Origin of the sequence: Hymenobacter volaticus (genome assembly GCF_022921055.1) — a bacterium.
In the GTDB taxonomy this organism is placed as follows: domain Bacteria; phylum Bacteroidota; class Bacteroidia; order Cytophagales; family Hymenobacteraceae; genus Hymenobacter; species Hymenobacter volaticus.
Window position 1 is genome coordinate 276,229 of sequence record NZ_CP095062.1, and the last position, 12,833, is coordinate 289,061.

Sequence of the window (12,833 nt, forward strand, 5' to 3'; positions counted from 1 at the left end):
ATAGTGCTTCGGCAGAGCTTACCGAGGGTAGGGGAGAGGCAGAGGTACTATGGTTAACGGGGATGTTTTCAAATTCCAGCCGTAACCTTGCATAAAGTATCTCACTTTATCTGCTGCGTCCGTTGCTTACCTCGTGCACTTGAAGGTAGTAGAGGCGTGGCAGGCCGACTCAAAGCATGCGAACCAGACTACGTAGGCACGCCCGCCGCATCAAAGTAATTGTCTATCAAGAAACGCTATTTGACTACGAAGAGCATCTATGGACGTTCCTGGGGGCGTTTTTGGGAATTGGTTTAGTAGGCTTACTGAATCGTTATCGGTTGCCTGCATCCGATGCTCCCTTACTTATTGGTTCTTTTGGCGCTTCTTCGGTGCTGATTTATGGCGTAATCAACAGCCCGTTGGCGCAGCCGCGCAACCTCATTGGCGGACACGTGCTTAGTGCCCTTATTGGCGTGACGATGAACCAGTTGCTGCCGCAAGAGCAATGGCTGGCTGGGGCATTAGCCGTTTCGCTTTCTATTGTGGTTATGCAAATCACCAAAACCTTGCACCCACCCGGCGGAGCTACGGCTCTGATTGCCATTATCGGCTCTACGCAACTCAAGGCCCTTGGCTATTGGTACGTGCTGGTGCCAGTTCTATCGGGTGTGCTGATACTGCTGTTGGTCGCTATGCTAGTGAACAATATAACTCCCACGCGCCACTACCCAACCAACAAGCACTGGTACCGGTTCTGGCAACGCAAGTACTGAAAACGTCGACTACATAGGCTCGTGGCAAGGTCGACACAACAGTGCAAATCTTTGCTGCTAGCCAGTGGAAAACCCAATCGAGAGGTTGAGCTAAGCGGGCTTGTTAAGATGACGCCGGATACGGCTCAGCGTCTCTGTGGTCATGCCTAGGTAGGAAGCCACCATGTGTTGCGGTATACGCAAGGCTAATCCCGGAAACCTCTGCAGAAAGTCGCGGTATTTTTCCTCGGCTGAGTAGCTGATGGCAGAATGAATGCGGTTCTGTGAGGCCATGAAGCTACGGTGCAAGATACTGTTGATCAGCTGGTTGAATACCGGTAGCTCTTGCCGTAGCTGGTTGAAATCTTCTTTCCTAATCAGCACGACGTCCGAATCTTCGACGGCGTCAATGTTGTAGCGGGAAGGCTGGCCTGTGGTGAGGCTTTCTTGGTCGCCGGTCCACCAGTTTTCAACCGCAAAATTTAAAATATGCTCTGTCCCTTTGCTGTCCATGGTGTAGCTCCGCATGCAGCCTTTGGCCACAAACGCATTGTAGGTCCAAACGTCGCCGGCTTGCAACAGGTATTGGTGTTTGCGTAGGGTTCTAATTAAACAAGCCGCCTGAATACGTTGGAGTTCATCGGCTGTAAAGTCGGCCTTACTCAGCAAGTATTTCGCAAACACATCAAACATAAACGGGACAAGGCAGAAGCACACGCAAAGAAATAGCTTTTGCGGTTATTCGGCCTTGTCCCGTTTGTAAGTGTGTTCTGGCTCCTAGCCTAGTATCTACACTGTAGTTTAATACAATAAGTTGAGTGCACAGCCAAGGTGAAGCGAAATGGGCTGTAGACTTTCTAGCGCCAACATAGCTACCCTTATAGTCTGGCAAAAGAATGAATTGAGCATAGCTACGCCGGCAACTTTTCGGTAACTGGCGCCGCTCTTTAGGCAGTGTATTTAGCGAGCCACTTGGCTTTGATAGTTGCCCGAGCGTCAATGAATTCCTGGTCCGTACCCTCGGCAATGGCGTCGAGTGGGAAGCGGAGCGGACGCGTGCCATCAGTCATGTTCACTAATGTTAGTACCCCATCGGCGATAGTTTGCGGATTCATTTGGTAGGCAGCCATTTTGCCGAATAAGCCGGCACCTATGGCATTAAACCTCTGGACGGCTGCGTCGCCGTACTCAGCGGCAATGGCCGCGTTGTCGGCGTTGAGGCCGGTTTTGTCGCCGTTGTTCATTTCCGTTGGATACACCCCCGGCTGGATGCTGACGTTCTCGATGTTATAGTCGCGCAACTCTTCCTGCAAGCCTTCTGTGATACTTTCCACCGCAAACTTCGACGCCAAGTAAGGAATCATAAACGGTAAAGTGTGGCCGCTGGCCCCGGACGTGAGGTTGATGACGAGCCCACTACGTGCTTGGCGCATAGCAGGCAGCACTGCCTGATACGTGCGAACAACACCGTAGAAATTCACTTCGAACATGCGGCGAATTTGGTCCAGCGAATACGCTTCCACTAACCCAAAACCCGAGACACCCGCGTTGTTGACCAATACATCGATGCGGCCATGCTTGTTTAGTACATGCGCCACAGCTTGCTGCACTGATTCATCGCTGGTTACATCCAATTCCACTACCTCCACGTGGGGTAGTGCGCCCAACTCTTGAGCTACAGCTGCGTTTTTGCTCGTTGTGCTTCGCATACCCGCTACTACGTGGTGGCCAGCCGCTGCCAAGGTGGTCGTCATTAGTTTACCAAAGCCGGTGCTAGTGCCAGTTATTAAAATGATTTTAGACATGACGTTTCACTTGTCGTTGCTTACAAACGGATAAGACTTCACGGCCGCCATAGCCGGGTCATTCCGATAGCACAAAGTTGAGTCAAGCCTAATCCAGAGCCTTTGACATTTATCAAAAAGCCAATTGATAAATGTCAAAAGGCTACACGCAGTATGCTTAGGATCAGTCTATTAGTACTAAGGTAGACAGCAGGTTCTCTTCAAGCTGAAGCTAGAAGTACGCTAATCCAGGCACGACGAGTGCGAACTGATAAAGTAAGACTATCGTGAATGGAGAACTCCTGTCACACAAATTACAGTGGTCCAAACAGCGCATAGCAGAGCGCGACGGTGCCTGCACCCACGAGCGTATTGAGCGTGTTCACGGCATTATTGGAAAGCATCCCTTGGCGCTCCAGCGTGGCACCAAGCACAGAATCAGCTAGGTTGCCAATGGCACCCGCCAACAAAACCCACCCAAAGCCCCAATGCCAGCCCAGCCCAATACTATAGACACTCGCAATAATGGCACTACCCACCAGCCCCAGCGCTGTGCCTTCCAGACTAACCACCCCGTCGCGCCCCCGCACATCGGGGCGTAGCGTGAGGATGTGGTAGAAACGTCGCCCATACACATTGCCCAACTCCGAGGAAAGGGTGTCGGCAGTAGCGGCGGCCAAGCTACCAGCTAGCAATAGTTGGAAAAACTGCGCGTGGGCAGGTAGCAGCCAGCTTAACAAGCCCGCTCCGCTAGCCACGCCTGCATTCGCCAAGGCCTGGGCGGCAGTTCGGCGCCCTTGGTTTGCTTCCGCTAAACCGAGACGTTGCTTGTCGAGTCGTTTCCAAGCTGAGGCCGCCGAACCAAGCAGAAAGAAAACTGCTAGGAGTGCCAAGCCAGTAAAGCCCGCGCCCAGAAACAGTAAGACGCCCAGCAAGCCACCGGTAGCAGCGCCGAGCAAGGTTAATTTGCCGGTCCGCACGCTATAAGTCATGCCTGCGCCCAACACTAGCAGCACAACAAACCAGGAAAGCAAAGGTGATAGAGAAGCAAACACGAGTACCAGCTACAAGAGCTGCAAGGTAGGATGCCAGCACACATCAAAGCAACGAGCCGGATCTAGCATACCGCAGGCTAGACTTTTATCTGATTGCAAGTACTGGAAATTGTATGCCCTCGCGCTCAAGCTCATTATCGGTTTGGCTGAACGGCGGTTGCTCTGGCCGGTGTTGGTCGAAGTAAAAGGAATAAGATAAGCCAGAAAAATAAGGCCGCTCCCGCCTGTGAAAAAGACAGCGAATAGTCGGCGGTAATAAAGTCGTTTAGGCTAGCATCATACAATACCGCAAGTTGGGTAGCGCCAGCGTTTAAGCGGCCGTAATCGGCTTCGGTGATGGCCACGACTCGTTGCTGGTTTTTAAAAGGGAATGTAGCCTGGTAGGTATACCAATGATACTTGCGGCCATGCGAAAGACGGTCGGTGTCTACTACCGTAACCTCTGTTTTTTGGCCGTTGCGTTTTAGTTGGGTGCCGTACTGATAATACTGAAAGGCATCGTAAGTAAGAAACAAAGCCATGAATCCAAGCCCAGTAACGAACAGCGCTCGGGCGATGGTTTGAATAAAAGTCAGCCCGGTCAGACGCACCAGAACACCGCCTCCCACAAAAAACAAGGCCAGCATAAGCAAAACAAACAGCGCTAATGCCTTGGTTTCGCGGGAAAAGTCGGCTACCACACTCCAGTTGATCAACCGAGAAACCACGCGAGTGTCATCAGCAATCGGCGCCCGTTGGAGTTGTCCAAACCGGTCCGACTGCTGGTGATAAAGTAAGGTGACTCGGTCTCCTTCCGACAGCCAGAGCGTATCAGACACGTAACGAGTTTCGTAAGCTTGGTTGTGGTGCGTGAACCCGATGTAGACGGCATTGCCAAGCACATCCCATAAGGCGCGGGATGTACGGTCGGCCCGCTTGATCTGCACGGTTACCGGCTCACCTTGACTTTGAAGTTGAGTTTGGAATACTTCTTCCTGATAGAAGTGCCACGCTAGCATCACGGCCACACCCAATAAGGCAGTCAGTAGGATTCCCCAAACCAGCTGGTATAGGCCTCCCAGGAAACGAAAGAACTGCTGTAACATCAGACGGCGCAGATTTAGCTTCTTTCAACTCTCGCTCTGTGCGGTATAAGCGGCCGTGTGCTTAGCTGAAGTTGGGCAACACAGCAGATAGATTTCCAAAAAGCCGTGCCCTGTAATACACTGGAGGGCAAAAGCTATTACAATATAGTAAGTATCTAATGAATAAAAGTTAGCTCAGGCTGCAAGGCTAGAAATGCTGGGGCAGGATGGCGATGCTTTTTCTTGCACACCATGGTAAGGGGCACTGTGCTGGTTGACAATGAATTGCTAGGAGCACACCATAATTCCTACTGCTAAAAGCACTTAGTTGCAATCTTCGTTTAGCACTCGGATAACTCCAGCACTTGCATTCTCCGCCCAATCTGCATGAACTTGCTCAGCTAACTTACTTCAGCTTGATAGATAACTGCTTTTAGTGACAGGTAGCCAGTACATTACATTTAGTCCAGCGTCCGGCTTTAAATAATGGTAGGGGCAGCGAGCCTATAGTTAACTCAGCGCTTAGGTAAGCGCTGGGACTGCAAGCGGACAACTTGCTCCAAGGTTAATTCGCCCCGTACATAGCGCTGGAGCAAATCTAGGGTTGCTAAACTCACTTGGGGTATCCCAGCATCTGCAATGCCAACTAGATTCTCAGCTTTTCTCAAGCGTTGTAGCCAGTTCTCCCTTTCAACCGACGAAAGCATAGCCGGTGGAGCTTGAAAGTATAATTGATTCATTGACTTAATAAAATGCAATAGCTTGTTTTCGCTTCTTAGTAAATATAAAACAACTAGTAACAGCCTAAACAGTCGTGAGAGGTAAATTTATTGAAATTTTTATTCAGAGAATTCCCGAACTACACACCAAGCATTTCCGTGATATGCAATAACCGAACCGAATACGCAGCCATTTGAGAATCGAAACCTGAGGGTAAGAACGAATGGTTGTTTGATGCATTCAACTTATGCGGCGTAACCGCAGCTCGTCATCAGGTAAGACAAGTAAGTAGAGTTGGCAGATGAGGTTTGTGTAGCCAGCTTATGCTTGCCAAGCTATACGTCTCTGGGTGGCCAATAAGGGGTATTTTTCAAGGCGGCAGGCTCGCTTGAATGTTTTATCTTTGAGTAGTTGCTTGGCTTTCCCACCCACTGCACCGCGCAACCTTCTTTGAACAGTTTGCCACTCTTCCGATTTCGATTGTTTCTGTTGTTGGCGCCCATATGGTCGTTGCTGGCGGGTTGCGCTCAATCGGTGCAGCGACCCGCTTACCGGATTGGGTTTTCGCAGTACAGCGTGACAGGTCCGTGGCGCCGCTCTATGCTCGAAGGCATGGAACGGGAGCTCAGCTTCCATCCGGAAGTGCAGCTGCAAATGTTGAATGCGGAAAACAACAGCCGCCGCCAGCAGCAGCAGATAAAAGAGTTGATACGCAGTAACATCGACCTACTTATAGTCTCGCCCTACGAAGCAGAGCCTTTGACTCCGGCCGTAGAGGAAGCCTTCGAGCGCGGTATCCCAGTGGTGCTGCTCGATCGGCGTATTAAATCCGATAAGTATACTGCGTATGTAGGAGGCAACAACGAAGAAGTAGGCGAGCTAGCGGCCCGGTTCGCGGCTCGTCTCTTACACCAGCAGGGCGACATCATCGAGATATTAGGGTTGCCGGGTTCGTCGGCTGCTTCCGGCCGCCACCAAGGCTTTATCCGGGCATTGGCCACTTCGCCGGGAATGCATGTAGTGAGCCAGATAAATGGCACGTGGGAAAAAGCAGCCCTGAAGCCCGCGCTAACCGCCGCCTTGAAGGCGCACCCGGGTGTGACCCTGATTTTTTCGCACAACGACGGCATGGCCCGCGGCGCTTATGAAGTATGCCAGGAACTAGGGCTAACCAAGCAGGTTCGCATCATTGGTGTAGACGGGCTGGTGGGCAAAGGCCGGGGCTTGGACTTGGTGCAGCAAGGCGTACTAACGGCTACGGTGCAGTATACGCCTGGCGGCGAGGAAGCAATCCGGACGGCGCTGAAGATACTAAACAAAGAGCCCTTCCAGCGCGAAAACATCCTGGGTACGTTGCTGATTGACTCCACCAATGTGCTGGACATGCAGCAGCTAACCGATAAGCGCGACATCGAGCGGCAACATCGGTTGTTGCAAAGCCTGCGCGCCACCTATGCCAGCCAGCAAAGCATCTTGTATGGTTTGATAGCCACGCTATTTGGTGCGGTGGTATTGGGTGCTTTTGCGTGGCATTCGGCGCGCCGCAACCGCCAGATCAACCAGCAATTAGCTGATCAAAACGCCGAAAACGTTAAGATCAACCATCAATTAGTAAAGCAAAACGAAGAGATTTTGTCGCAGCGTAACCAGCTGGAGCTGTTGGCCCAACAAGCCCGCGCCGATACCGAAGCCAAGCTGCGCTTTTTCACCAACTTCTCCCACGAGCTTCGCACGCCTCTGACGCTGATTCTGGGCCCTGTGGAAGAACTCTTGACTAGTAGCCCCGATCTGACGATGGCTCAGCAGCAAGATCTGACTTTAGTGCGCCGTAACACCCAGCGTTTGCTCCAACTAGTCAATCAGCTGCTAGACTTCCGCAAAATTGAGGTCGGTAAAATGGCGGTGCGCGCCACCGAAGGCAACCTAGTGGCTTTTGTGCGCGACATCGTGGACTTGTTTGAAAAGCCGGCCCGGCAACGGGGCGTGCGCATCAAGTTTATGGCGGCCGAACCCGAGTTAACGGCTTGGTTTGACGGCAACGTGCTTGATAAGGTGTTTTTCAACTTGCTATCCAATGCCCTTAAGTTCACCCCCGACCAAGGCCAGATAACCATCAGTCTACAAGCCAGCAGCGACAATCGGGCGTTGCGGGTGAGCGTGGCCGACACTGGCCGGGCATTAGCGAGCAAGACCGGGCGCACATTTTCGAGTGGTTTTACCAAGGCGACCAGGAAGTGGGTGCGAAAGGCTCGGGTATGGGGCTGGCCTTGGCGCAGGGTTTGGTGCGCTTACACCAAGGCCAACTCACATTCAGCAGCCGAGTGGGCCAAGGCAGCACGTTTGTAGTGACGTTGCCCCGTGAATTGCCCGAAAACTTACGCGCCACTGGCAGCATGACTCCTACCAACTTTGCGTTGCAGGAACCCGAAACCATCGTCAGCAATTTCGACGCTGAGGTGAAAGAGCCTGCACCAGAAACGGAAAGCGAGACACTGGTACTCGTCATCGAAGACAACGCAGAAGTCAACGACTTTGTAGCCCGCAAGCTGCGCCCGCATTTCCGAGTGGAAAGCGCCACCGACGGCCATACCGGCTTGCGCCTAGCCACCGACCTGATACCCGACCTGATTGTGTGCGACGTAATGATGCCTGGTCTAACCGGCTTGGAAGTGGTAACACAATTGCGCGAAGATTGGCGGACTTCGCACATTCCGGTGGTGCTGCTTACGGCTCGCAACGCGCCCGAGCAGCAAGTGGAAGGCGTGCAGGCCGGCGCCGACCTCTACCTGACCAAGCCATTCAACCCTACCTTCCTGCTCGAAAGCTTGCGCACCTTGCTGGCTAACCGTAACCGACAGCGCGAACATTTTCGTCGTCAGTTGTCGGTGGCGGCTGTGGCACCGGCTGCCAATCCCGATCAAAAGTTTGTGGCCGACCTTACGGCCATTGTGGAAGCCAACCTCACCAAAGCTAATCTCGGCGTAGAGGACGTGGCCCGCAGCCTGGGCATCTCGCGGATGCAGCTTTACCGTAAGGTGAAGGCTGTGCTCGGCACGGGTGTCACCGACTTCATTCAGAACTTGCGCCTAAGCAAAGCCCGCGACTTGTTGCTCGACGAATCGCTCACGATTACCGACGTTGCCTACGAAACCGGTTTCTCTTCGCTGTCTTATTTCTCGACCAGCTTCAAGGCCCGTTACCAACTTTCTCCTTCTGAGTTCCGGGCTTTGCAGCTAGCCCCGCCTAACTGAAAGATTTGTTGAAACACGTGTTACAAAATTACAACCGAGCTTAGTTTAGGCTCGGTTTTTTATTGTTTAACTAATTGATTAAAAGTGATTTGAATAAAATTTGCGGTTTGAACAGTATTTGAAAGAAATCAGCAAACAGCAAGCAGGAGTAGGGGTGCACATTTGTGGAAACCACTGCCGAAATGAATTCGCCTGCTACCATCGCCTGCTTTGGAGACCTTCTGTGGGACATGCTGCCAACCGGCCGGCGGCCCGCTGGTGATGCCCTGCGTATGGCCTTGCATTTGCAGCGGATTGGTCAACCGGTGCAGCTCATCAGCGCTGTTGGCGACGACGAATTGGGCCGCGAACTGCTTGCCTGCTGCACCGACCAAGGCCTGGAAAACCACCTGATTCAGCAAAGCAAAACACACCTGACGGGCGTTGTTAAAACCACTCAGCACCACGGCCGCGCGGCCAGTTGGAAGATAGTTGAGCCCGTCGCCTGGGATTATATTCAATGCTCGGCAGCGGCTCGCACGGCGGTTCAGCAGGCCCGGATACTGGTCTATAGTTCGTTGGTGACCCGCAATTTCACTTCGCGGGAAACGCTCTACCGGCTGCTACTCGACGCCCCATTCAAGGTATTTGATGTGAACCTGCGGCCCCAGCACTACAGCCGCGAAGTAGTGAAGTACCTGTTGCAGCAGGCCGATTTAGTGAAGCTGGAACAGCACGAGCTAACGGAGATTATAGGGTGGTTTGGCCAACCTGCTGAGCCCACTACTGCGCTCCCCTGGCTGGCCGGGCGATTCGGGTTGCAAGCCATTTGCCTGATGCAGAAAATGGGTGGTGCTCTCCTGTGGACTAACCACGAACTCTTTACCTGTCCGCCAGCAACTGGGCAGGATAAGCCATTCAACGGCGCCGCTTTTTTGGCCTCCTTACTCGACAATTGGTTGCAGCAGCACGGCCCCGCCGAGTGCTTGCGCCGCGCAAGTGCCGCCAGTGCTCCACTAGTGCAAATAGAGCATTGCTTTACTTCCTCTGGCTGATGCCTGTCAGCTCGCAACCTTGCCATTTCTGTGACTGGCTTGAGCAATGATCTGGCAGTGCCTCAAGCTAACCAAGACGTCCTTTCTTCCTTCCCACTAGCTCTGAGTACCATGCAAAAATTTACCCACCTGCTGCTCCCTGCGGCTCTAGCCCTTTCTCTTTCGGCGCAGGCCCAAACCCGACAAATAACGGGTACCGTGCTGAGTGCCACCGACAAAACGCCCCTGCCGGGCGTGTCAGTCATTATTAAAGGCACTACCACTGGTACCTCTACCGATACTAATGGTAAGTTCACGCTGCCAGTAGCAGCCGGCAACGACCAAGTGTTGATTTTCTCTTTCATCGGGTTCGAGCCAACCGAAGTGCGCGTTGGCAGCGGCTCGGTGGTAGAACCTGTGCAGCTGAAAGAAAAAACCACCGAACTCGATGATGTAGTAGTAGTTGGGTACGGGACGCAGCGTAAGCGCGATGTAACCGGTTCGGTGGCTTCCATTTCCGCTGAGCAGGTAGCTGAAACGCCCATTGCTCGCGCCGACCAGATTTTGCAGGGCCGCGTGAGTGGGGTGCAGGTAACCCAAACCAACTCCGAGCCCGGCGGCAACGTCTCTATCCGTATTCGCGGCACCAACTCTATCAATACTGGCAACGAGCCGCTGTTTGTGGTGGACGGTTTCCCCGGCGGTGGCGACTTGAACTCCATCAACCCCTCGGATATCGAGTCGGTGGAGATTCTGAAAGATGCGTCGGCCACGGCTATTTATGGCTCGCGCGGCGCCAACGGCGTGGTGCTTATCACCACCAAAAAAGGCAAAGCCGGCCGTAATGCTATCAATTTCGAGGCTTATACGGGGGTGCAAGTGGTGCGCAATAAGTACGAGCTGATGAATGCTCCCGAGTTTGCCGCTTACCTCAACGATGTGCAAACCCAAGGCAACGAAGGCTCTGCCAACCCGCTGCCGCTGCCCTACACGCAAGAGCAGATTGACGCTATGGGTGAGGGTACCAACTGGCAAGAGGAAATTCTGCGGCCGGCCCGAATGAGCAACTATCAGCTCAGTTTTAACGGCGGCAACGAAGAAACTCGGTACAATCTGAGCTTCAACTATTTCGACCAAGACGGCATCATCCTGAACTCAGGCTTCAAGCGAGGTACTATTCGCCTGAACCTGGACCGTAAAATCAGCCGCAAGCTGAGCTTCAGCTTGTCGAGCCAGATTGCGGGTACTTTGGAGAAACGGGCGCTGGTTAATTCCCAGGGCGGTAGCTTCGGCGGCGTGCTGCTCGATGCACTGCGCATCAGTCCTGTGGTGCCTGTGCGTGATGAATTCGGCAACTACACGTACTCTAATAGTCCACTGCCTTACGTGGAAGATTTGGGCAACCCGGTGGCGTATGCCAACAAAACCAAGGACAACCGGACCACGGGCCGCGGGCTGTTCAACGTGGCCGGCAACTACGAGCTGCTGGAAGGATTGACCTTGCGCGTGACGGCGGGCCTCGACTACCGCACCACGCAGAGCGACGTGTACCGGCCCTCCGATGTATTCTTGGGTCGCCTCAACAACGGCTCGGCCTCTCGTGGGGAAACCAACCGTTACAGCTGGCTTAATGAAAACACGCTTACCTACGACCGGAAGCTCAACGAAAACAATGCTCTGAATGTTGTCGGGGGTCTGACCTTCCAGAAGTACTACGGCAACGACTTCGGGGCCTCAGCCAACAACTTCTTTACCAACACGCTGGGCTCCGACAACCTGGCATTGGGGGCCAATATTCTGACGCCAAGCTCGGGTCGCTACACCAACTCGCTGGCTTCATATTTCGGGCGGGTCAACTATCGCTTGTTTGAGAAATACTTGTTCACGTTCACGATGCGGGCCGACGGTTCCTCGCGCTTCGGCCGCAACAACAAGTGGGGCTATTTTCCCTCTGCTGCCTTCGCCTACCGCCTCATCGACGAGCCGTTTATGAAAGGTGTTAGCTTCCTGAGCGACTTGAAGTTGCGCCTCGGCTACGGCGTGACTGGCAACCAGGAAATCAGCAACTACCAGTCGTTGGCCCGCTACGACGTGGGCAGTTACGCTTCGGGCAGCAACCGTTTGGTGGGTTTGGTGCCGCTCAACATTGTGAATCCAGACTTGCGCTGGGAATCCACAGCGGCCAGCAACGTGGGCGTGGACGTGGCTTTCTTGCAAAACCGCATTTCCATCACAGCAGATGCCTATTACAAGAAAACCACCGACTTGCTGCTGCAAGTATCGACGCCGCGCACCACGGGCTACAACAGCATTTACTTGAATGCAGGTAGCGTGCAAAACAAAGGCGTCGAGTTTGCGCTCAACACCACCAATTTCGACGGCGAGAAGTTTTCGTGGAACACCAACCTGAACATTTCCTTTAACCGCAACAAAGTGCTGGACCTCAACGGCGAGTACGAGCGGTTTGTAGGCAGCTCCAGTTCTAGCTTGTTTGTGGGCTCGGGCCTAGGCCAGACCAGCATTTTGCGGATTGGGGAGCCGATTGGCTCGTTCTATGGCTACGAGTTTGATGGGCTCTGGCAGTCGGCCGAGGAAATCCGCAACAGCGGCACTAAAACCGTGGTACGCCCCGGCGACCCGCGCTACCGCGACCTGAATGGCGACGGCTCTATCACGGCCGCCGACCGTACCATCATTGGGCGGGCCCAACCCGACTTCATCTACGGCGTCACCAACGGCTTCAAGTACGGCAACTTCAACCTAAGCGTGTTTATTCAGGGGTGCAGGGCACCGACGTACTCAACCTGAACCGCTACGAGCTGGAATCGGGCTTAACGGCCACCAACAAGTTGAAAACGGTGGTTGACCGCTGGACGCCCACCAACACCGACACCAACATTCCAAGGGCGGGCAGCACCATCCGCCGCTCCACCGGCATCGTGAACGACGTGCTGGAAGACGGCAGCTTCGTGCGCCTGAAAACGGTGACGCTAGGTTACACTTTGCCTAAGTTCAGCAAGGTTATCAAGTCGGCCAACGTGTACGTGACGGCGCAAAACCTGGTGACCTGGACCGATTATTCCGGCTACGACCCCGAAGTCAACTCGTTCGGGTCCGATAACCTGAGCTTGAACACCGACTACAACGCCTTCCCGAGCACCCGCACCTTCATTGCCGGCCTGAGACTAGGCTTCTAGTCGGCGCCCCCACTT

9 protein-coding genes and 1 pseudogene are annotated in these 12,833 nt (G+C 53.6%); 6 read left to right on the forward strand and 4 right to left on the reverse strand.

All coding sequences use genetic code 11. From position 1 onward, the window contains the following. Nucleotides 1-176: 176 nt before the first annotated feature. The gene (locus tag MUN86_RS24225; RefSeq protein WP_245125993.1) at nt 177-755 is read left to right on the forward strand and encodes an HPP family protein; all 579 of its coding nucleotides are present in this window, start codon (nt 177-179) and stop codon (nt 753-755) included. A 90-nt stretch (nt 756-845) separates the two neighbouring features. Here the strand turns inward: MUN86_RS24225 and MUN86_RS24230 are convergent, their stop codons facing one another. From MUN86_RS24230 to MUN86_RS24245, 4 genes are all read right to left on the reverse strand, one after another. Beyond that, nucleotides 846-1,427, reverse strand: coding sequence for a Crp/Fnr family transcriptional regulator (locus MUN86_RS24230; RefSeq protein ID WP_245125994.1), 582 nt, complete (start codon nt 1,425-1,427; stop codon nt 846-848). 254 nt (nt 1,428-1,681) lie between these two features. Beyond that, on the reverse strand, nt 1,682-2,539 hold the full coding sequence (locus tag MUN86_RS24235) for an SDR family oxidoreductase (protein WP_245125995.1): 858 nt from the start codon (nt 2,537-2,539) through the stop codon (nt 1,682-1,684). A gap of 293 nt (nt 2,540-2,832) precedes the next feature. Next, a complete protein-coding gene (locus MUN86_RS24240; protein ID WP_245125996.1) occupies nt 2,833-3,552 on the reverse strand; it encodes a DUF92 domain-containing protein in 720 nt (239 codons plus the stop codon). A 155-nt stretch (nt 3,553-3,707) separates the two neighbouring features. Next, nucleotides 3,708-4,658 (reverse strand): hypothetical protein, encoded by a 951-nt coding sequence (locus MUN86_RS24245; RefSeq protein ID WP_245125997.1) that lies wholly within the window; start codon nt 4,656-4,658, stop codon nt 3,708-3,710. 1,311 nt (nt 4,659-5,969) lie between these two features. Here MUN86_RS24245 and MUN86_RS24250 point away from each other — a divergent pair. From MUN86_RS24250 to MUN86_RS24270, 5 genes and pseudogenes are all read left to right on the forward strand, one after another. After that, nucleotides 5,970-8,125 (forward strand): annotated as a pseudogene (locus tag MUN86_RS24250) (ATP-binding response regulator); the annotation flags it as partial. A gap of 249 nt (nt 8,126-8,374) precedes the next feature. Continuing rightward, nucleotides 8,375-8,608: a helix-turn-helix domain-containing protein gene (locus MUN86_RS24255; protein ID WP_245126264.1), complete on the forward strand. Its 234-nt coding sequence runs from the start codon at nt 8,375-8,377 to the stop codon at nt 8,606-8,608. Nucleotides 8,609-8,790: 182 nt separating this feature from the next. After that, nucleotides 8,791-9,642 carry a PfkB family carbohydrate kinase gene (locus tag MUN86_RS24260; RefSeq protein ID WP_245125998.1) on the forward strand — a complete coding sequence of 284 codons (852 nt, stop codon included), beginning with the start codon at nt 8,791-8,793 and terminating at the stop codon, nt 9,640-9,642. Between the two features lie 111 nt (nt 9,643-9,753). After that, nucleotides 9,754-12,429, forward strand: a complete 2,676-nt coding sequence (locus MUN86_RS24265) for a SusC/RagA family TonB-linked outer membrane protein (RefSeq protein ID WP_245125999.1) — start codon at nt 9,754-9,756, stop codon at nt 12,427-12,429. Next, nucleotides 12,402-12,818, forward strand: coding sequence for a hypothetical protein (locus MUN86_RS24270; protein WP_245126001.1), 417 nt, complete (start codon nt 12,402-12,404; stop codon nt 12,816-12,818). The genes MUN86_RS24265 and MUN86_RS24270 overlap by 28 nt, the downstream gene beginning before the upstream one ends. The last annotated feature ends 15 nt before the right edge of the window (nt 12,819-12,833 follow it).

Coding starts and splice junctions, on each gene's coding strand:
- MUN86_RS24260 (WP_245125998.1), top strand. CDS start 8,791: ATGAATTCGCCTGCTACCATCGCCTGCTTTGGAGACCTTCTGTGGGAC.
- MUN86_RS24265 (WP_245125999.1), top strand. CDS start 9,754: ATGCAAAAATTTACCCACCTGCTGCTCCCTGCGGCTCTAGCCCTTTCT.
- MUN86_RS24255 (WP_245126264.1), top strand. CDS start 8,375: ATGCAGCTTTACCGTAAGGTGAAGGCTGTGCTCGGCACGGGTGTCACC.
- MUN86_RS24230 (WP_245125994.1), bottom strand. CDS start 1,427: ATGTTTGATGTGTTTGCGAAATACTTGCTGAGTAAGGCCGACTTTACA.
- MUN86_RS24245 (WP_245125997.1), bottom strand. CDS start 4,658: ATGTTACAGCAGTTCTTTCGTTTCCTGGGAGGCCTATACCAGCTGGTT.
- MUN86_RS24225 (WP_245125993.1), top strand. CDS start 177: ATGCGAACCAGACTACGTAGGCACGCCCGCCGCATCAAAGTAATTGTC.
- MUN86_RS24235 (WP_245125995.1), bottom strand. CDS start 2,539: ATGTCTAAAATCATTTTAATAACTGGCACTAGCACCGGCTTTGGTAAA.